The sequence below is a fragment of the Neobacillus kokaensis genome (genome assembly GCF_014656545.1).
GTDB classification, from domain to species: domain Bacteria; phylum Bacillota; class Bacilli; order Bacillales; family Cytobacillaceae; genus Neobacillus; species Neobacillus kokaensis.
The window spans coordinates 26,320-48,313 of record NZ_BNDS01000008.1 but is presented as its reverse complement, the minus strand read 5'-3'; the positions used below and the strand labels follow the sequence as shown (position 1 = coordinate 48,313).

The 21,994-nt window shown below is 32.3% G+C and carries 19 protein-coding genes; 14 read left to right on the top strand and 5 right to left on the bottom strand.

Annotation, left to right across the window (positions count from 1 at the left end; all coding sequences use genetic code 11):
- Position 1: 1 nt before the first annotated feature.
- The 9 genes from wecB (at position 2) to IE222_RS11035 (ending at position 10,546) form a co-directional block, all read left to right on the top strand.
- Positions 2-1,126 carry a non-hydrolyzing UDP-N-acetylglucosamine 2-epimerase gene (gene wecB, locus IE222_RS11075; RefSeq protein WP_191272729.1) on the top strand — a complete coding sequence of 375 codons (1,125 nt, stop codon included), beginning with the start codon at positions 2-4 and terminating at the stop codon, positions 1,124-1,126.
- 19 nt (positions 1,127-1,145) lie between these two features.
- Positions 1,146-2,120: an acyltransferase family protein gene (locus tag IE222_RS11070; RefSeq protein WP_191272727.1), complete on the top strand. Its 975-nt coding sequence runs from the start codon at positions 1,146-1,148 to the stop codon at positions 2,118-2,120.
- A gap of 26 nt (positions 2,121-2,146) precedes the next feature.
- A complete protein-coding gene (locus IE222_RS11065) occupies positions 2,147-3,199 on the top strand; it encodes a glycosyltransferase (protein WP_191272726.1) in 1,053 nt (350 codons plus the stop codon).
- Positions 3,177-4,295, top strand: a complete 1,119-nt coding sequence (locus IE222_RS11060) for a glycosyltransferase family 4 protein (RefSeq protein WP_191272724.1) — start codon at positions 3,177-3,179, stop codon at positions 4,293-4,295. The genes IE222_RS11065 and IE222_RS11060 overlap by 23 nt, the downstream gene beginning before the upstream one ends.
- A 48-nt stretch (positions 4,296-4,343) precedes the next feature.
- On the top strand, positions 4,344-5,546 hold the full coding sequence (locus IE222_RS11055; protein ID WP_191272722.1) for a glycosyltransferase: 1,203 nt from the start codon (positions 4,344-4,346) through the stop codon (positions 5,544-5,546).
- A 12-nt stretch (positions 5,547-5,558) separates the two neighbouring features.
- On the top strand, positions 5,559-6,815 hold the full coding sequence (locus IE222_RS11050) for a hypothetical protein (protein ID WP_191272720.1): 1,257 nt from the start codon (positions 5,559-5,561) through the stop codon (positions 6,813-6,815).
- 1 nt (position 6,816) lies between these two features.
- Positions 6,817-7,809: a glycosyltransferase gene (locus tag IE222_RS11045; RefSeq protein WP_191272718.1), complete on the top strand. Its 993-nt coding sequence runs from the start codon at positions 6,817-6,819 to the stop codon at positions 7,807-7,809.
- Between the two features lie 2 nt (positions 7,810-7,811).
- Positions 7,812-8,912, top strand: coding sequence for a polysaccharide pyruvyl transferase family protein (locus IE222_RS11040; protein WP_191272717.1), 1,101 nt, complete (start codon positions 7,812-7,814; stop codon positions 8,910-8,912).
- Positions 8,913-9,016: 104 nt separating this feature from the next.
- Entirely contained in the window at positions 9,017-10,546 is a 1,530-nt protein-coding gene (locus IE222_RS11035; protein WP_191272715.1) for a lipopolysaccharide biosynthesis protein, read from the top strand.
- Positions 10,547-10,966: 420 nt separating this feature from the next.
- On the opposite strand, the gene IE222_RS26900 is transcribed toward IE222_RS11035, so the two are convergent.
- Positions 10,967-11,164, bottom strand: coding sequence for an ATP-binding protein (locus IE222_RS26900; protein WP_223282664.1), 198 nt, complete (start codon positions 11,162-11,164; stop codon positions 10,967-10,969).
- Positions 11,165-11,560: 396 nt separating this feature from the next.
- On the bottom strand, positions 11,561-12,775 hold the full coding sequence (locus IE222_RS11025; RefSeq protein ID WP_191272711.1) for an acyltransferase family protein: 1,215 nt from the start codon (positions 12,773-12,775) through the stop codon (positions 11,561-11,563).
- Between the two features lie 700 nt (positions 12,776-13,475).
- On the opposite strand from IE222_RS11025, the gene IE222_RS26350 reads away from it, so the two are divergent.
- From IE222_RS26350 to IE222_RS11005, 4 genes are all read left to right on the top strand, one after another.
- Positions 13,476-13,610 carry a DnaD domain protein gene (locus IE222_RS26350; protein WP_240009767.1) on the top strand — a complete coding sequence of 45 codons (135 nt, stop codon included), beginning with the start codon at positions 13,476-13,478 and terminating at the stop codon, positions 13,608-13,610.
- A gap of 767 nt (positions 13,611-14,377) precedes the next feature.
- Positions 14,378-15,100, top strand: a complete 723-nt coding sequence (locus IE222_RS11015) for a GntR family transcriptional regulator (RefSeq protein ID WP_191272710.1) — start codon at positions 14,378-14,380, stop codon at positions 15,098-15,100.
- Between the two features lie 426 nt (positions 15,101-15,526).
- Complete coding sequence (locus IE222_RS11010) at positions 15,527-16,969, top strand: sodium:solute symporter family protein (RefSeq protein ID WP_191272708.1); 1,443 nt, start codon at positions 15,527-15,529, stop codon at positions 16,967-16,969.
- A 55-nt stretch (positions 16,970-17,024) separates the two neighbouring features.
- Entirely contained in the window at positions 17,025-17,708 is a 684-nt protein-coding gene (locus tag IE222_RS11005) for a cyclase family protein (RefSeq protein WP_191272706.1), read from the top strand.
- Positions 17,709-17,839: 131 nt separating this feature from the next.
- On the opposite strand, the gene IE222_RS11000 is transcribed toward IE222_RS11005, so the two are convergent.
- A complete protein-coding gene (locus IE222_RS11000; RefSeq protein WP_191272704.1) occupies positions 17,840-18,241 on the bottom strand; it encodes a hypothetical protein in 402 nt (133 codons plus the stop codon).
- Between the two features lie 409 nt (positions 18,242-18,650).
- Positions 18,651-19,130 (bottom strand): PAS domain-containing protein, encoded by a 480-nt coding sequence (locus tag IE222_RS10995; RefSeq protein ID WP_191272702.1) that lies wholly within the window; start codon positions 19,128-19,130, stop codon positions 18,651-18,653.
- Positions 19,131-19,848: 718 nt separating this feature from the next.
- Here IE222_RS10995 and IE222_RS10990 point away from each other — a divergent pair.
- A complete protein-coding gene (locus IE222_RS10990) occupies positions 19,849-21,072 on the top strand; it encodes a multidrug effflux MFS transporter (RefSeq protein ID WP_191272700.1) in 1,224 nt (407 codons plus the stop codon).
- A 420-nt stretch (positions 21,073-21,492) separates the two neighbouring features.
- On the opposite strand, the gene IE222_RS10985 is transcribed toward IE222_RS10990, so the two are convergent.
- Positions 21,493-21,912, bottom strand: coding sequence for a YbjN domain-containing protein (locus tag IE222_RS10985; protein WP_191272699.1), 420 nt, complete (start codon positions 21,910-21,912; stop codon positions 21,493-21,495).
- Positions 21,913-21,994: the final 82 nt, after the last annotated feature.

Below are 21,994 nucleotides of genomic sequence, written 5' to 3'. Positions count from 1 at the left end.
AATGAAGAAGTTAAAAGTCATGACTGTCGTTGGTACTAGACCCGAAATTATAAGATTGTCAGCTGTTATTAATAAATTAGAAGAATCTAAAGCAATTGAACATATCCTGGTGCACACAGGCCAAAATTATGATTATGAATTAAATGAAGTATTTTTCAAGGATTTTAATTTAAAGAAGCCAGATTACTTCTTAAATGCTGCTACAGGTACAGCAGTAGAAACAATAGGAAATATTCTCGTTAAAATAGATCCTATTATGGAAGAAGTGAAGCCTGATGCGATTTTAGTACTTGGTGATACTAATAGCTGTCTATGTGCTATAGCAGCAAAAAGAAGACACATTCCGATATTCCACATGGAAGCGGGAAATAGATGCTTTGATCAACGGGTACCGGAGGAAACAAATAGAAAAATTGTCGATCATACTGCGGATATTAATTTGACTTATAGTGATATTGCAAGAGAATATCTTCTAAGAGAGGGATTCCCATCAGATAGGATTATTAAAACAGGAAGTCCAATGTTTGAGGTTCTCAATTCAAGAAAAGACGATATTGATAATTCAGATGTATTAGAAAGATTAGGACTTGAGGAAGGTAAATATTTTGTAGTATCTGCGCATAGGGAAGAAAACGTTAATTCAGAAACCAATTTTATGGATTTGGTTGATAGCTTAAATTCGATTGCAGAGAAGTATAATATACCGATTATTGTTAGTGCGCATCCGAGAACAAGAAAAGTGATTGAGGGAAGAGGTATTGAATTCAATCCATTGGTAAAAACATTAAAACCTTTAGGCTTTAATGATTATGTAAAACTGCAAATCAAGGCAAAAACAGTTCTTAGTGATAGCGGGACAATAAGCGAAGAATCTTCTATTCTAGGGTTTAGAGCACTTAATATTAGACAAGCTCACGAAAGACCAGAAGCAATGGAAGAGGCGTCAGTAATGATGGTCGGTTTAAAGAAAGAAAGGATACTACAGGGAGTGGAGATATTAGAAACACAAGAACAAGGTAATTTAAGACTTGTAGAAGATTATAGTATGCCAAATGTTTCTGATAAAGTATTAAGAATAATTCTATCCTATACAGATTACGTAAATCGAGTAGTTTGGCGGAAATAGGATAAGGAGAATGATTTAGTTGACAGGTTATAATCTAAAAATAAAGTACGATGAAAGACAATTAATATACATTATTAAAGCTTTTGCTATTATTAGTGTAATTATTGCTCATGTATCAAGCACAATAAATAATTTAAATTTATTTTTTGCTAATCTAGGTACACTCGGTGTAGTTCAGTTCTTTATATTATCAGGTTATTTATTTGGAAAGAGCAATGATTCATTTAAAGTCTTTTTATCTAAAAAAAAGTCAATTATTTTACCATGGTTAATAAGCGGATTTGCATTATATCTTTTAACTCAATTTTGGGGTTCGGAAGTTGAATCAATTGGAGGTTATAAATTTTTACTTTATCTTTTAGGCGTAAACTCGTATTTGTATTATTTAACGATGTTAATAATCTGTTATTTTCTATTCTTTAGGAGCAAGAATAATTTTATACTGATTATATCAATTATAATCACTATATTTTCAATCTATTTAACCGCCTATAACAAAATAACATTTATTTCTCCGTATGTGAATCCTCTTAACTGGATTGGATTTTTTACTTTTGGAGTAATAATCAGGAAGAATTGGAGTATTTACCATTTATTCTTCTTGGCGAAAAAATATATTATTTTTATATTCTGTATCTTTATGTTGTGTTTAATACTTTCAGTACTATCTAATAAAGCATATTATTGGACATCTCTTTCTATTCCACTTGAGATATCAGGGGGATCTTTAGTACTAATTCTGGCACACTATACATTATCAAACAAATTATTAAAATTTATAGGAAAACAGTCGTTTTCAATTTATTTATTGCATATGCCATTAGCGGGTCTCTCTAATACAATATTTGATCAAATATTAAATTGGTATAATCCAATTATTAAGGCATCGTTTGTCTTGATCATAATAGTATTACTTCTTTATATTGTTAATAAAATTGCATCTTTTAATAAAAAAATATTTAGGTTTTTTTATTACTGTATAGGGTTTAGATAATGAATTAAAAAATTGGAAGGTATGAAATGAAAAAAATAATATTCGTCAATGCTACCTCCCTTTCGACTGGTGGGGGACTAACAATACTTAATAATTATATAAACCAAGTAAATAGTAAAAAAAATAGTAATGAATTATACTATTTTTTTATTCCAGATAACGTAATAAAAGTAAATAAAAATAGTAATATAATATATATAAAAAATTCTGAAAATGAATATTATAAAAATAAACATTATTGGAACTCCTTGGGAATGAAAAGATGGTCAATAAATAACAAAATAAAACCAGATGAGATGTTTTCAATGCAAAACTATTTCCCATTTGGATTTAAAAAGGATAATATTTTTAAAAGTGTTTATATTCATCAATCAATTCCTTTTTTTCCTTACAAATGGAGTTTTTGTAGAAAAGATGAGAGGAAATTATGGTTTTATAAATATATATATATTTATCTCATCAAAAAGAGTGTTAAAAATGCCGATAAAATAATAGTTCAAACTAAATGGTTTAGAAACCAAATAATGAATAAATTTAATATTAGTAAAGAAAAGTTTGTAATAGAGAGACCAGATATACCCAAAGTTCTCCCAGATAATAACGATCAAATTTTCTTTAGAGAAGGCTTTAAATCGTTATTTTATCCAGCATCATCGGATTTATATAAAAATCATGAAGTATTAATTAAAGCAATGAACATAATTGTAAATATACTTGGTAAAAGGGATGTTTTACTTTATCTAACAATAAATAAAAATGACTATCGTATTAATACCATGATTAGCAGGTATAATTTGGAAGAGAACATAATTCTTACAGGAGTTTTAAATTATCAACAAGTACTGGGCTTATATAAAAAGATTGATTTACTTGTTTTTCCGAGTAAAGTGGAAACCTTTGGATTACCTCTCCTTGAAGTCCAACAGTTTGGATTACCAATAATAGCGGGGGATTTAAACTTATATAAAGAAGTTATTGGTGAATATTCTAGCAAAGTAATATATTGCCCTCTTGACGATGAACAAGCATGGGCTGATTCAATAAAGGAGATATTAGATGAAAGTTTTGTATTTAACTAATATACCTTCACCCTACAGAGTAGATTTCTTTAATGAACTTGGAAAACTATGTGATTTAACTGTCTTATTTGAAAGAAATAATGCTCAGGGTAGAAATGAACAATGGTTTGAAAAAAAGTGTCAAAACTATAAAGCAATTTTTTTAAAGAGTAAAGAATTACAATCGGATGGGGCATTAAGTTTCGAAATTTTAAAATATCTTAAAAAAACTTACGATATTATTGTTATTGGTGGATATTCCACACCAACTTCAATGTTAGCAATTAACTATCTTAAAGTTAAAAAGAAGTCATTTTTATTAAATGCAGATGGAGGATTTATAAATCCAACTGAAAACAAATTAAAAAGGGCAATTAAAAAGTATTTTATTTCTAGTGCAACCTTTTGGTTAAGTACGGGAAAAGAGACGAGTGAATATTTAAAATATTATGGTGCTGATGAAAATCGAATATTTAAGTATCCATTTTCATCTATCATTATGGATAACATTGTTGAATCGCCCATATCTATAAATGAAAAGCAAAGACTAAAAAAAGAGCTAGGAGTATCAGCAGAAAAGGTTGTTCTCACTGTGAGCCAATTTATTTATAGAAAAGGTATCGATGTTTTAATTAATGCATGGGGAAAAATTAATTACCATAACAAAAGTGAGCTAATAATTGTTGGTGGTGGGGAATTAAAAAACCAATATCAACAGATGGTAGAGGAAAAGAAATGTTTAAATATTAGGATTATTGATTTTCAAGTTCAAAACGAGTTATTAAAGTACTATAAAATATCAGATTTTATGGTTTTACCTACAAGGGAGGATATATGGGGTCTCGTAATTAATGAGGCATTTGCTAATGCCTTACCTGTTATTACCACGGATAAATGTATTGCGGGATTAGAATTGATAGAAGATAGCCAGAATGGTTTTATTGTTCCTACAAATAATGTTAGTATTCTCGTTGATAAAATAAATCTCTTGTTATCCAACGATTCATTGTTATTAAATATATCCAAAAACAATCTTGAAAAAATAAGACCATATACAATTGAAAATATGGCGTATAAACATATAGATATTTTTAAGGAGATAAGATCAAATTTTTAATATACAGCCATTGTGTCTATGAAAATTAAAATTTTTAAGGAGATTAGAATGAAAGTTCTTTATATTGGATATGCGATTGATAAAGATTTATGTAATAAGCAGTTAGGGGCCTCAGTTGCAGGAAATAACATGCAAATAGGTGTTATAGAAGAACTATATAAGTTACTTGATGGAAATTTAGATATTATAACAATATTTCCAACTGCTCCTTATCCAAAAGTAAATAATTTTTGGATAAGGAAGAGGAAAATTAATATTTCACCAAATATAAAGGCGCAAACTATAAATTTTGTTAATTTACCCATTATAAAACAATTATGGCAAATTGTAACGGTTTTTTTGAGTGCTAGAATTTATGTAAAAAATAACCAAGGATGTAAAATATTAACCTTTAATGCTTTCCCTGCAATTGGTGTACCAATATTATTGATTTCAAAACTTTATAATTGTGAAACTATTAGCATATTAGCAGATTTACCAATAGATACAATTAAACGGAACCCAATAAACAGGTTATTTAGATTGTTTATGGATAAAGTTACCATTATTTCTATTAAGGCTTTTGATAAGATTATTGCACTAAATAGGAATGCTATAAAAGAATTTGCGCCAAATAAGCCTAATATTATTATTGATGGGGGGTTTCCTTTAGAAAGTATCAATTTAAATAAGTTTGAACGACTTTATGAGAGTACAGGAGAAAAGATATTACTTTTTGCCGGTACACTTGTTGATTATAACGGAATTAAAATGTTAATTGAAGCAATGAGATATGTTAGTGATAAAAATGTTGTCCTGCATATTTATGGAACTGGTCCCCTATTAAATTTTGTTAAACAAAAAGCAGATATAAATTCTAATATTAGATATATGGGTAATATTACAAACTCAGAAATGCTCTTATTACAAAAGCAAGTATATTTTTTGGTTAATCCACGACCAGTTAATGATCCTATAAGCTTAGTTACTTTTCCTTCAAAAATATTAGAATATATGTTAAGCGGTACTCCAATACTTTCAACAAAACTTAATGGTTTTACTGAGGATTATCTAAAATTTATTAACATCATCAATGACACTGACAGCGCAGCAATGGGACAAAGTATAAATAATGCTTTAAAAATTTCTTATGATAAGTTAATGAAAAGGGCAGAAAGTGGTTTAGAATTTGTACTAGAAAATAAATCTTGGGAAACACAATGCCAAAAGATTTATAATTTTTTGAAGCAGACACATCAGAACAACAATTGAGTAGGAGTAATTATGAAAAGCACCGAATTAAAAATTAACCATGGTAAAATAACTTTGGGAAAAGTATTCTTCTATTTTGTTATTATTGATGTTTTATTTTTACCATATTTTAAATACTTTGTAATGCCAAATTCATTAATATTTGTAGTTATATGGACAGTAATAAATATAAAAAAAATTAAAACTGACTTTGATTTTAAAGTATTTATAATTTTATTTTATTTTGTTCTGCTAAGCTCATTTGTTTCTTATTTTTTTACACCCCATACATTAAATGGATACAGCAATATTTGGGGCGATAATATAAAAAGGCCATTTCAACTATTGTCCTCATTTTTGTATTATTTTTACCTTAAAACATATCTAAAATCTAATTCATTTTCTTTAAAAAAAATATTATTATTGTTTATCCTTTTTGCCGATATCTTAGCCCTAATAAGTATTTTAAATATCGGCCTTTACTTTGATATTAAGGAAATGTTCTCAGTTAGAGATCCATTTATAGATAATTTTTTTATAACAACTGATGATTACTTTTTTAGATATAGTTATTTATGGGTAGATCCAAATAGTATAGGATATATAATTGGTGTTGTAGGCTTTTATTTAATGATCAATGAAAAGTTAAGTTCTATCCAGATATTGTTTGTAATAATATCAATGTTATTAATATTAATTACATGTATGAGTTCAGGAGCTTTATTAGCTGTTTCTATTGTTTTTGTTCTGTTAGTAGGGATTTACTTAAAAAGGTTATGTATAAACTTTTCTATAAAAATAAAGAAAAAGGAGATTTTTTCTTTATTAATTTCAATCTGTATATTATTAATAGTTGGTTTAAATATTGAAACTATGTCCAATCTAAAGGTATTTAACTACGGCTTAGATCGGATATTTGGAAATAGTTCGGAATCTAGAAAAACTATTTATCAATATATAATAACGAATAAAAACATGTTAAAAAGTTTATTTATTGGAAATGGTTATACATTAATAGTAGATAATGCAATAAAAAGGCCTCATTCTGATCATTTAAGAATAATTTATGGATACGGATGGATAGCATATTTAAGCATTATTTTATTTTTATTTAGGAAAAGAAAAGGAATAGCCTTTCATCATCATTTTTTCCTTATACCTGGTTTTGTAGCTTTTTCTATAAATAGTTTAATTGATGAACAAAAAGTATTTGTAGTGTTTTTAATTTTACTTGCTGCAACTGTATTCAAAAAGAAAGTAATCCGAGAGACTCATACAAGGGGGTCATAAAATGTACAATCAACTAATATCAGTAATTGTACCTGTTTTTAATGTGGAAAAATATCTATCTAAATGTATTGATAGTATATTAAATCAGACATACAAAAATTTAGAAATTATATTAGTAAATGATGGTTCTAAAGATAGTTGTGCGGAAATTTGTGAAAATTACGCCAAATTGGATGATAGAATACGTGTGATTCATAAGGAAAACGGTGGTCTATCTTCTGCACGAAATGCAGGATTAAAAATAGCTAAAGGAGAATTTATTGGATTTGTTGATAGTGATGATTGGGTAGATAAAGACATGTATGAAATTTTAATTTCAAAGGCAATCCATACAGATGCCGATATAGTTGAATGCAAAATAAGATACATCTTTAAGGACCATTCTGAAGGGCATGATACTTTGGAACTTATAGAATGCGATAATATAACTGCTCTAAATTACTTTTTAAGCAATTATAGGTTTTTTAAACCTGTTGTTGTTAATAAGTTATACAAAAGGAAAATATTTAATAATCTAAATTTTAAAGAAGGATATATTCACGAAGATGGCTTTTTTACCTATCAAGCATTATTTTCCGCAAGAAAAATATTATATATAGGATTAACAAAATATAATTATTTACAGGGTAGAGATGGAAGTATTATGACTGAAAATTTTGGTGAAAACAGGCTAGTGATTCTTGAAGCGTTTAAAGAGAGGACCAGTTTTTTGGAAGATAAGGGCTATAATAGTTTAGCAAAGAAATCTTTTGAAGAATATTTAGGAACTCTTTTAATGTTTTATATTAATGCTAAAACTTATACGCCAAATAATTATAAATTACAGGCTAAAATAAAAGAGGAAATTGTTTTAAACTATAAAAATATCACTAAAATGAAAAATAGCTTAAAAGTAAGGTTTTTTCTCTTTAAATTACATCCGGATATATTTATATTGTCGAGAAAGTTTATTATCTTTATTTTAAAAAAAAGGAATGTTAGGAGAAAGAATTAAGTATGTCAACTATTAAAGATAATGTTAAAAAGGTTCTAAAAATGTTACCTAATTCGCAAGAGAGTATTATTTTATTAAAACGTAAAGAATATTATTTCAAAAATTTTAAAAGTGTATCAGAATCTATTTTAAAAAGGGTAGGGAATAATCAAAACCCTATCATATATCTATTTGCATGTCCAAAATATCGTAATATGGGAGACCATGCAATTGTTGTAGCTGAGAAAAAGTTGATAAGTGATTACTGCCCAAACTTTAATGTAGTAGACATATATTTAGATGATACTTATATAGCTGCTAAAGTGATAAAAAAATTAATAAAGAAGAATGATATTATTGCGTTTAATGGGGGGGGGTATATAGGTGATGAATATCTTCATGCAGAAAAAGCAATAAGATATTTATTAGGCATTTTCAGTGAAAATAAATGTATTTTTTTCCCTCAAACAATTTTCTTTAGTAATACAGAGGTAGGAAATAAGGAACTAAATAAAACTGTAGACTCTTACTCTAAACACCCTAACTTATTATTAGTTGCAAGGGAAATGAAAAGTTATAATCTTATGAAAGAAAGATTTGTTAAAAATAAAATATTACTTGCCCCTGATATTGTATTTTATTTAAACGAAACAAAAGTAAATGAGGAAAGAATAAATATAGTAACCTGTTTAAGGGATGATGTTGAAAGTACATTTTCTATAAGTGAAAGAAGGGAAATAATAAATAATTTAAAAAATACGTATGGAAATATTATTGTAACTGATACGGTTAATAAATATGATGTTGATTGTGACCATAGAGAGATAGAATTGAATAAGTTATTTAATACTTTTAAAACTGCTAAGGTAATTATTACTGATAGAATACATGGAATGATATTTGCTGCTATTACTGAAACTCCATGCGTAGTTTTAAGTAATTATAATTATAAGGTAAAGGGCACATATGAATGGATAAAGCACTTAAATTATATTAAATTTGCAAAAGGCCCTGATGAAATTAATGGACAGGTTAAAGAATTATTAAATTTTAATACAGATAAGTATGATAATAGTTTTGCAAATAAGTATTATAATGAAATTGTTGAATATATTAATTCTTAATGTGAAAATAATGAATAAAAGAGCACTTAGAATCAATTATAAAATTATTTATAATGGCGTAAGAATTAAAACAGATATTAATCGGTATGTAAATAGGGGATAGTATGAAAGATAGTAGAATAAGAAATACTTTACGCAACCTAACATTTGGGGTATTCAATCAAATAACAACACTATTACTAAATTTTTTTAATAGGACTATTTTCATTAAAGTCCTTGGTGTAGAATATCTAGGTATCAGCGGGCTATTTACAGATCTATTAATGATGCTTTCCCTGGCAGATCTAGGTTTCGGTACAGCCATGGTTTATAGCTTTTATAAACCCCTTTCAGATAATGACCATAACAAAGTCGGTTCACTAATTAGATTCTATAAAAAAATGTATAGTTATATTGCCTTGGCTGTTGCTTCAATAGGTTTGGCTATATTTCCATTCTTGGATTATATAGTTAAATTAGATGTGCCAATACCATACTTAAAGATTTATTATTTAATATTTTTAGGAAATACAGTAGTATCTTATTTATTTGTTTATAAGACATCAATTATTAATGCTGACCAGAAGAATTATCTTATTTCTAAATACCAGATGTGGGTTAATTGTGGTAGAATCCTTTTTCAAGTGTTATTCTTATTAATTACTAAGAATTATTTTGTATACTTAGTAATACAATTATTGGCTACTTTTATCAATAATCTCATAGCATCGAATAAAGCAGATAAATTATATCCTTATATTAAAGAATCAGCCTTTGAACTTAGTAAGACAGAAAGAAAGAATATTTTTGAGAATATTAAATCTGTTTTTATATATAAAATATCTGGAGTATTACTTAATAGTACAGATAATATATTGATTTCAACAATGATTGGGACAGTTTGGGTGGGCCTTTATTCAAATTATAATTTAATTATTGTTGCTATAAGCAACTTTATTCATATCCTTTATTCCTCAGCAACATCTAGTATTGGGAATGTAGTGATTACAGAGAAGCCCAAAAAACGGTATGAAATTTTCCAATCTATGCAGACAATTAGTCTTGTTATAAGCTCTTTTGTTACTGTGTGTTTATTTGTTTTATTTAATGATTTAATATATGTATGGTTGGGAACAAAGTATATATTGGATACATTTATTCTGGTTTCAATCGTTTTAAATTTTTATTTAGGAAGTGTTCTTCATCCTATTTGGTCTTATCGTGAGGCTACTGGATTATTTGTACAAACAAAATATATAATGCTAATTGCTGCAATTGAAAATATTTTTCTATCAGTTATAATGGGCCAATATTTAGGGATGGCTGGGATATTATACGCATCAGCAATTTCTAGATTAACAACGTACTTTTGGTACGAGACAAAACTGCTATTTAAGAATTATTTTGAGGAGAAAGTTAGAAAGTATTATATTCCTTTATTTTTTAATATGCTGTTTACTATTATTTTGATAACAATTATTATGCAAGTATCAAAATACTATTTGATTGATTGTTGGTATAAACTGATTATTAAAGCTACTTTAGTAGGAATTGTAACTTTAATAGCAGTGGTATTAATTTATCGTAAAACCATTGGATTTAAAATGCTAGTAAATAAAATTAGAAGAATTTACGTTAGCAGTGATTCTAACTAAATTTTTATTTTTAATTATGTTGTATTTGTCAATATTAATTTGAGCCATTGTGATTGATCATATATGGGGGTAATGGCGTTTGGGGGGCCTGGGAAAGGGCACCCCCAAAAAAACAACTCGCAGTCCCCAAGCTATCCTCCAATTTCTTCCCTTCGTTTCATACTTTGTCTGAATCGAGGATTCTCCGTTAGAAGGAGGATGTGTGACTTGTGAGTAAATCTACCAAGGGAAGATGCTGTCATTTCTCATCCCCTAAATAAAGGTCTATTCTTTATCTTCGAATTAATAGTTATTATTACGCTTGCTCGTCCATAAGGACTAGAAAAGAATTAGAACAAATTTTTGTGAAGAGGACATACCCTAACTCATCGATAATGATCAGAATGTATTTAAGCCATCTTTTCTTGAATATATCCAAGCTTATGCCTTATGCCCCTCGTTTCCCATCAAAAGTTCATCAACCAACTTGGCAACGGTAATAAATATAACTTTATAACCATTTTTGAGCATTTCATTGTTTAGACCAGTTGTCAGATGAGTTATCCCTGACCTGCTGTTCCCTAAAAATATGATATTTTTCTTTTTCTCAACAATATCTCCTTTAAGCATCCTTTGTATGTTTTTGATTTCTTCCCTTGATTCTAATTCAGCGTCCTATAACTCTAGAAGATATCGTTTATAACTAAGATTCTCTTGTGAGTTAGCGTACTGTTATCAAAATGATGAATGTAATGATGGCAGACACTTATTCTGCAGCCTCACTTTATAATTTTGTTTTTCTAATCAGAAATGGCAGATGTTGATGTTATTGCCTGTTCTGAATTTATCGAACGTAATATCCCCTAAGTAAAGTTCTGGTTAAAAGGAAATAGACGCCTCCCTTAATGTATAAATATAAGGAAAATTATACTGGAAGCGTCATAAAATTAACAACTTATGTTAATTTTATTAGATTATTAGTTAATTTATATCAACCAGAGGGTAGCTTGTATTGGGAAACTATCAAATTCGACATTATGATGTTTTTTTATACGTTAAAGGAAAACTAACTCTCGACACAATTTTTTTCCCTAATTTGATTGTAGATAGTTCAATATATTTATATGAATAATAGGCCACTATTAAAGCAATTATTGGAGCAATTATAATTGTAATCTCTATAGGAAGTATTTTACCTAAATAGTATACTGTTACCATAATTATAGGTGTGTGAACCAAATAAAGGCTGTAAGAAATTTTCCCTAACCATAAGAGGGGTTTTTTATTAAGGAATTTATCAATTTGATCTGAACTTAAAACAAGACTCATAACCATAATAATCCCTAATATAGCTATAAAATCACTTAATAAATCTATACTGTGGACCAAAATGAAGTTTGTTTTAAATTCTGATAAACTATAAAATATCCATTTGAAATTTATTAAGCATAAGGCAATACCAAACACTAAGACTTTTACTATAGGCTTTAATAAGTAAACAAACTGATAGATAACATCTATTTTATTTGCCATAACAGCACCTATTAAGAATAGAATTGAATAGTAACAAGTATTAGATAATGAAAGGATAAAGGTGGATAAAAAATCATTTTTGATGTATAGAGACACTCCTATTAAGAAAAATCTCAAAAGCAAGCAAATACTGATAAAACAAATACCTGTTTTTTTCCAATTGCCCTTTGTTAAAAATAACATAATAAGAGGAAATATGATAGATATTCTCATTTCGTGGTCTAAACTCCAAATAACACCGTTCACATTCGGTTGATCATATCCAATCATTAACACATAAGAAATAATAGACTTAAATGTTAATGGGTGTTCCCAGCGATTATTGAATGCAGGACTCAGTGAATCAATCCCTTTATAGTTTGCAAAAAAAACCATTAACAACACTGAGAAAATCATTATTAGAATGTATGGTATGTATATCCTGCAAAACCGTTTAATTATATAGATAACATATAAATTGGCTCTATTATTAAAATAAGGTAGAGATAAAACAAAACCGCTTAAAATAAAAAACAATAAAACTGCTTCCCCTCCCGCAACAAAAGTATGGAGTGGAGAAGTAATAAGAAGTTTTAGAAAATTGTTCTCAAATTGAAAATGATAATTTGCATTATAAAATGCAGGAAACGCAAGTACAGAATGGAAAATTACTACAATCATTGCTGCTATTCCTCGAAGTGAATCCAAAGATTCAATGCGATTTTTTTGCTTAACCAAACCAATATCCTCCTTAATAAATCTCACCTTCACATTATTACACCTTATCACTATGTTTGTCATTAGTTTTTTAGATTACCTATATCTATTTTCACACCTCACAAATCGCGTCTGCTATGGTATATCTGCATGAATTGTTAAAACTGTTTTGATAAATAAAATTTGAGCCATTTTAATAGGTATTTTGTAAGCCCGGATTCAAACAATGCATATTAATAGGGGGCGATTTGTGTCAGACCTCAACTAAGATAAAGTTTTAACGTAGTACAGTTACGATTACAACGGAGGTATGGTGCTTCCCAATTATGAAATTTATAAAGTACAATAATAAACTTATATCGAAGTTAGAAGGAGTTTGAGCGCAGGTTTCGAATTATTGTAATAGGAAAAATGTTATGGGGGAAAGGAGTGAATTTGAAGTTGTCCATACAGCCTATTTTCTGGTTTCCGAGTGATAAGTATCATATTATTAGTCTTGGAAATAAAAGATTTAGATTTTTTTAAAACGATTTTGCTTGTGTTGCTTATTTAGAATTACTTCAGGAAGCTCACAGCGGTTTTCCTTTTCTACTCCACTCATATTGCCTCATGGAAAATCATATCCATCTACAATTAGAAACTTTCATCATCATCCAAAAAAACAGATGATGTTAACGAGGTAATTGCTTTTTGGGACTCTAATGGATTTGGTGTTACGAACGTGAATGGGAAACAGCAGCTGTTATCCTGGTTAGATGATTCTAGCTTTCTACACCCTAAAGAGGTGATTTTAAAGGCGATGTCTATTGCCTGTGCCAATAACAAGCGGAGTCTGAGTTATGTGGTAGGATTCTGAAAAACTGGCAAAATGAATCGTTACTGACCGTAGAAGAAATCGATTCGCACCAAGGGCAGGAGAAGCCTGTACTAAAGCAAAGGCATTCATCTGAATCGATTCTTGCCGGAAGATCTATTCCAGATGGGTTTGAATTCGATCTTACGGCTGGGGAAGAGGAGGAGGATAGCTGTAAAAAGACTTTACAACTTGGTGGGCAGGTCCTAGCATAGTTTTGGTAAAAAATATACTCTCGTAAATGGGTGGTACAGGCACGGCTCGAATTTTGTTGAAGATTGATAGTCTTTTAGGTGGATAAAGAATGATAAAATCAAATTGTAATTTTTTTCTTTGGTTGGAATCCTCTACTTTATTTAGTAAGCGATCCAGTTTAGCTGGGGTAATATCACAGATTTTAATTCTTTTTAAAAGCAATTTGCTATGACCCGATTAGGGTGAAGGAAAAAGAGGAAACTTCGCTTTTCATTCCGGAAGGAGTCATGCTTAATGCCTCAAGTTCCGGATTGATAGAAGGCTATCTGAGAAAGCAATTGGCAGCCTTCCAGCCAATCTAGGATTACGTTCTCATGCTGTGAAGGAGAAAATATGCTATATATGCTCTTGGATTAACTCTCTCTACCATAACAAGATGGTGTGCTCTTCTACTGCATTATTTGAATGAAGAGTCCTATCCCTATGCTTCTGGAATTTTTGGGGAAGTTGTTGAATACAATGTTTAAAAAACTAGGTTCTGCTTCTTCTCAAGTATGATAAAAGGATGATCGTATATGGTGAATGAGCTTACTAAAGATGACTTAGAGACTTGCATCTATAGAATTATTAAACAGGCTATTATTAACCGTGAGTTAGCTCCAGGAATTAAATTGCCCGAAGAAGCCCTTGCCAGTACATTAAATGTCAGCAGGACTCCAATTCGTTCCGCTTTACGCAGGCTTTCATATGAAAAGCTAGTTCAAGTCATCCCAAGAAAGGGAGCTTTTGTTGCCCGGCCAAGCCCGAAAGAGGTAGAAGATACCTTTGAAATGCGTATGCTTTTAGAAGACTATTCGGTGAGAAAAGCATGTGAAGTGATTACATCATCCGAGGCCTTTATTCAAAAAATTGAATGGCTGATTGAACAGGAGTTCAAAGCCTTTCAAGAACGAGACATTGCTTCTATCTTTGAATTAATAGAAAATATTCATATAGAAATCGCCAAATTCTCCGGGAATTTGATGCTTATCAATCAGCTAAAGGAGTTAATTTCGTTAACAACGATTTATCAGACTTTTTACAGCCATATGAGAATGGATAGTTCATGTTCACCTAAAGAACATCTTGCAATTTTAAGGGCCATTCACAGCCGCGATCAGGAAACAGCTTCAAGATTAATGAGAGAACATATTTCAACTGTTCTAGCTCTGCTTGATTTCAATTTAATTAAGCAGCCGCAAGGGTCAGTAGAGGGAATTGTTAAGAAGTATTATGAAAGGTTAACGAATCCGGTGTGATTATTTCGTATAATAAAACAGTAAGACTTAGACTGTCGACAAATCCGAAAAAAATTGGATTTGCCAACAGTCTTTTTTTATATGAAATTACATTTCCACAATTCTATTTCACTCAAAAAATTCATTCATGAAGTTTTTAAATAAATAGAAATGTCGTAACATTGTCAACCTCTTCATATAATGAAACCACACAATAATTGTATACAGTTTTTGTATACAAAAGGTGTTGGTATTAGGAGGTGAGAAGAAAGGGCTGATTTTCCATTTAAAAACTTGTTTATTCGATTTCGGCGCGCAGGTAGCTTTGAATGGGAATTATTGTTACCTTATGATTTCGGGCTTTCATACCAATTCTTCTGTCTAAAGCCTCATGTTGTTCATGGTAGCCATAGGTTAACAAAAAAGGACTTTTAGGGGGGAAACGAGTTGGGTGGTGTTCATTTTCTTGACATTTTTATCATAGCTGCGTTCTATGGCTCAATCATCTTAATGAGTATTTTTTTAGGAAAGAAAGTAAAGCAAAAGGGGCTTGAAGAGTTTGCAGTTTCTTCAAAAAATATGAAAACGTTCCCACTGATATGTTCGGTAGCAGCCACACATATAGGCTCCGGTCTTACACTCGGTTTAATTGGCATGATGTATATGAATGGCCTGCAGGCCGTGTGGATTGCACTTTGGTATTTTATCGGGACAATGATTTATACATTAGTTCTCGTGAAACGTATACGTAAAAAAGCCGATCAACCAGGCTGGGGAGTGACCGCAGGGGATTTAATCGAAGACCACATGGGAAGAAAAGGCCGGTTTATCTTTGGCGGTGTAGCTACTTGGGAGCGAATAGCGGTAACGAGCGGACAATTAGTGGCTGCTGGATTACTGATCGCCACTATCTTAAATCAATGGGAAATCAATTTATTGACGGCTACATTAATAGCGGGGGTCATTATCATTATCAATGTTTCCTTTGGCGGGAATTCAGCTGTCATCTGGGCAGATGTTCTTCAAATGATCATTATGTTAATCGGTTTGGGGGTGTTGTTACCGTTTATCCTTGGCAGCCAATTAGCCCCGGGAACATTATTTAATTCCGCGGCACCTGAATTTTATAGCTTTAAACCGACAAATATGGCGATTATGAGCACGGCAGCCGCTTGGTTTACATCTTCTCTTGCCAGCCAAACGATATGGTCAAGAACTGTATCAGCGAAGGATGGAAAGACAGCAGTCAAAGCCAATCTGATCGGGTCATCGATCGGGATCGTTTGGGGTTTTATGATGGTGTATATTACATTTGCGATGAAAGCAATTTATCCTACTATCCCCGGTAACCCAGATAGCTTTTTATTATCGACGATTATAGATGGTTTTCCCGTTATCATTGTCGGGTTAATACTGGCAGCGCTATTAGCTAATATCTTGTCCACAACGAACACTTCTCTACTACATGCCGTAATGAACATTACCCATGACCTCTACGCTAAGACATTTAAGCGTAATGCCACTCAGGAACAAGCGCTCAAATTTGCACGAATCACAACCCCTATTGTTGGAATCTTTCCTGTTATTTTAGGGATTTATATACCCAAAATAATCGAAGTTCAAAATCTAGGCTATAACCTTTATGGAGCAGCGATAACGGCACCGTTCTGGGCAGCGCTATTATGGAAAAAGAAGCTTACGCCTGCAGGCGGAATTGCGGGTATGATTGTCGGTTTAACTGTTAGTCTCTTTTTCTATATATATCAAGTATTACCAATACCCAATTCTATTTTAGGTGTAATTTGTTCTGGCATTACTGTAGTTATTGTCAGTAACCTTACTAGGAAGGACAAAAAGGATCTAAATGAAATGCCCCAAATGAATAAATAGTGAAATAAAACAAGGGATCGATTGGCAGCATGAAAAATGTAATGGAGGGATTAGCTTGTTTAAAGACAAGAAGATGATTGACTTAACTTTAGAGTTATATGAGGGATTGCAGTCGTGGGATATTCACCCAAAGGTAGTATTAATGGATTACCACGTTTGGTGGATGAACAAAGACAGGTACGAAGGGGATTGCCAGGGTTTCTCAACAAAGCTTTTTGCCATGACAGATCATACAGGTACACATGTGGATGCCCAGCGGCATTTTTATCCAGAAGGCGATACAATCGAAAAGTACCCTGTCGATAAAATGATGGGAACGGCTGTTTTGCTTGATGTAAGTTTCCGAAGCATTGATCAGCCTATTTCGGCCAAGGATTTAGAAAAAGCACTTGAGATTGCCAATGAGACGATTGAAGAGGATGATATTTTAATTGTAAGTGCCTGGCCGCACAGCAGATCCCACAATGGCTTTAATACCAGCCCAGGCCTGACTCCAGATGCAGTCAATTGGCTGTTAGAAAAGAAAATTAAATTATTTGCTACCGATCTAGCAACCGTAGATCTTCAGGATATGTCCAGGTATGCCCATTGCTCCTTGTTGAAAGCCAATATACCTATTGTAGAAAATTTAATAAACTTAGAAAAAATCCAACAGCCAAGATTTGACTTTATCGGATTACCCCTCCGACTAAGAGGTGCAACCGGTTCTCCGATAAGGGCAGTAGCATTTGTTGATTAGTTCAGGTGCCAGGCACCACCCGAATAATCTTGTTTCACAGATATGTTTCACAGCAAATGCATAGCAATGTCAAATAAATAGGATTGTACGTTTCCTTTAGTATTTTCTTTCATCAATAATTAATGATGACTTTAAATACATAAAGAGATTAAGTACAAACTTCTACAATTTTTGTTTGCAAAGCAATGCACTTTTATTTGGCAATAAATAAAACGAGCATCTGCAAGATAGCAGATGCTTTGGCAATTTATAAAGGCTGGGTAATTATTGACGAGTAAGACGCTCATGCCTGATTCAACCTTGAATACACGCTTATTAAATGCCTCTAATTCAGAATCACGTTCATCGAGATTATAATTGATTTGCTCGAGTATCGATGTGATATCCTCTGGTTGGTCCTTTTCTATTTTTGACAAAGAAGAATGGATGGGTTCTAACCTTTCGTTTGTTTCACTTTTATAAGAAGAGAATTCTTCTTTAAATTCGACTAGGGTGTGTAAGATTATGTCCAGTTTTTTATCAAAATCACTCATCATACTACCTCACTTTTATAAGAGGTTAATTAGATAGAAGATGTGAAATGAAAAATTGAGACTTCTGACACGCAAAAAAATGAACTGAAAGGAAGTATTATGAACAAGGGTGAAAAAAACTGGCTGCACTTTTTGGAATTAATACGGTCTCTTAAAGGGAAGTAGGAAGAATAGGGCAAATGTTAAATTGTTTTACAAGGGCTGACCTATAAAGAAATCGCTCTTAAGTATGGACTAATTCCACTAGGATTGGACAGATTGAAGACCGCCAAGCGCGTAGGGCAAATGCTTGAAGTTGCGGGAACAGGGTATGTCGGATTAGTGGGATTAGCCTCTTATAAAGAAAAACACATTGAATAGGGGAACTCAATGTGATTTCAGTAGCTTATCAAATTTGAAAGGTTTTTTATTATTCAGGCTTAACAGTCATAAATTCGTCAATAGTATCAGGGGTATGTTTACCTTCTTTTCCTTGGAAAAGGTCAATATTAACGGTCACATCCATACAGCCAAGGTATTTTCCATTTTCATCACGTACGGCCATGAATTTTTGGTAGATTTGACCAGATTCCTCACCAGAACGTTTTGGGAACCAAAATTCCCATTCGTCACGTGCTCCTGAACGGAAATCATTCAACAATTTTTCAACATGGTGAGCCACTTTTGGGTGAAGCTCAAGTACATGGCGACCAATCGCTTCTTTACGGCGACCATGCACGCGATCTGGATTATTTGAATACCAGCGAAAAATATCGTTGGCATCGCAAAAGCCCATTTCAAATGGCAAAAGCTTGATGATTGAATCCAAAGTGCTTGCTTTAATTGCACCAGTTTCAAAATTAATGACTGCTTCAGGACTAATTAAATCTGACAATTTATCTTTAGACATTGATAACTCCCCTTTATACAATCTCCATTATGAGAAGAATATAATAGTACAAACATTAGTGAGAAAAAACCCGTTACTTTTAGGTGATTATTACCTCTAACTACATTAATTATGATAGCATTAATAAAGACAGCAAAATGTGATTTATCTCACAAAAATAGTTATTCGCGAGACAGGCACCGCCCGAATTTTGTCAAAGATCTGACGCCTATCACCGTTCGAATTTAGAATCTGGATTATAGCAGTTGGTGATATAAATAAGCTATTTTAAAATAAACGTTTTGTTTGACATAATTTGCTGGTAATGGAGGGTTGCAATCTTTTATTGATGGGGACTTTAACAAAATTAAACAAACGTTTAGTTTTAATGACCAATAAGCTTCCCGATGATTCATTGGGGAGCCCTCTTTTATTCTAAGGTTTAATGTTTATTCCTCCAAGTCATCCCCCTTTTTACCAATTCCTAAATGTTCCTCAATTTTCTTAACTAATTCATAAGGATGCATATCAGGTGCAATGGCTATCTCCTTTGCTTTGACTAATAAGCCGATTTTTAGGAATTAATGAATCAATTTTACTAAGGAGCAATGCCATTTTTTGTACGTTGTTTCATTGTTTACCAATAGGCGTGGCTCAGGTTATAATGAATGATATTAAATTTTAAATTTCGCATCTCGAAATTTTTCTGCTAACAATAACACAGAAAGGGGAGACCGACTTGACCGACTCAAGTAGAAAGAAACGGCTCCAGTTAGCTGTCCTATTAGGATCACTGGGCATTTTGGGGCCTTTTACAATCGATACTTATTTACCGTCGTTTCCTACCATTGTCAGTGATTACAATACGACGGCATCTCTTGTACAGATTAGTTTGACTACAGCCTTATTGGGCCTTGGTTTGGGGCAATTGGTGATTGGCCCATTAAGTGATGTGAAGGGACGCCGGAAGCCATTGTTGATCTTCCTTTGCATATACATATTGGCATCGCTGATATGCTCAATCGCACCCAATATTTATTTCTTGATTGCATCCCGATTTGTCCAAGGGTTCGCAGCATCCGGTGGAATCGTCTTATCAAGGGCAATCGTAAGGGATCTTTATAGCGGGAAGGAACTGACAAAGTTTTTCACACTAATGGTGTTGGTGGGGAACCTTGGGCCAATTATTGCTCCAATCGCCGGAGGAGTGATCCTTAACTTTACGGTGTGGAACGGGGTTTTCATTGCACTTGCATGTATTGGAATCATCCTAACCATTACCGTTTCATTTAAGTTAAAGGAGACGCTTCCACCTGAAAGACGGGTACCCAGCAATCTGCCTCAAGTCATAGGGAATTTCGGCACATTGTTTAAAAACAAAGTGTTCATGGGTTATGCTTTGACGCAGGGGTTCATCACCGCCGGCATTTTTGCCTATGTTTCCGGTATCCCGTTTGTTTATCAAAATATATACGGGGTGAGCCCGCAACAATTTAGTCTTCTGTTTGGGGTCAATGGATTGGCTCTCATCATTGGAAGCCAGTCGGTGGGCAGATTAACCGATATCATTTCAGAACGGACTTTCCTGAAAATAGGCCTTGGTCTTGCGAATATATCAGGTTTAGCCTTGTTAATTGCAATTCTTTTAGAAGCGCCGCTGATCGGGGTAGTGATCCCGGTTTTCACCTTTTTAACTTCCATTAGTATGATTGGAACAACGTCTTTCACATTGGCAATTGAATCACAGGGACATATGGCAGGCAGTGCCTCTGCGTTATTGGGGGTATTGCCGTTCATTATGGGTTCCCTGTCAGCGCCGCTTGTAGGGATTGGAGGAGCGTATACAGGAGTTCCAATGGCTGCCGTCATCTTCGTTGCAAGCTTCTTGGCTTTTATATGCTATTTCATCCTGGTAAAAACTAAGGTGCAGAAACCGGCTTTGGCCGCCAATCGGAAAGCATGATCTGGGTGCCTGTGTCACGCCCCGAATTTTGTCGAAGATTGGTATGTGTTTTTAGATAATTAGAAAATGATAAAATGGATTTGCAACTGAATATTGTTAGGGTGGTTAGTTGTCGCTCTTCTTTCCATTTCGGGAAGGGGGTGATAATCATGGAAACATTTCTTGAATTGCTCAAAGAAGTTCTGAAAGGGATTATGCGCTATCGGTCTTTCCGATTTTGAATGTAGAGTATGAGAAAACAGCGATAAATTCGGGTGTCATCACTTGGATTTTGTCGAATCAAGAGGTGTTTCTCATGATGGCACTCTTGAAAAGGAGATTTCCCCCCCCCATAATTTACTTTCACAGTCAAGTTAATCGCCATGCACGGCGCACAATAAAGAAGGTGGCTAACATTAAATTAACGTTAACCACCTTCTTTTAAGCCCATTGTAATTTCATAAACTTAGGATAACTTTCTTCTGTAGTACGTAATAACATTATTAGAGTATCCATCAAAAACACTGGGTCCAACTCACCTTGTCCTACATTATAAGAATATTGCGCGGATACATTTCCATCTGCTTCCATAAACTTTGTAAATCTATAACTTACGTTTAAATCATTAATTAGGTTATGTACGGCTTCCTTCTTTAAAGGGTTATTTATACTAGCAACACCAAAGATTTGTAAATCAATTAAATCCTCTCTATCATTAAAAGCAACTACTAATATTACAGAGCCCCCATTATCAAAACCTTGTCTAGTTCTGAAAAAAACACCACCGTTATCTTCCTGTACTTCTTCCATGTAAACATTTTGTTTCTGTAAATAATTTCTGAAAATCGAAACGTTAGACACGTACATTCCTCCCTGTTTATAATACTATATTCCTATTTCTATTATAGTGCTATCCTCCCCTTTTATAAAGTGCATTCCCCAA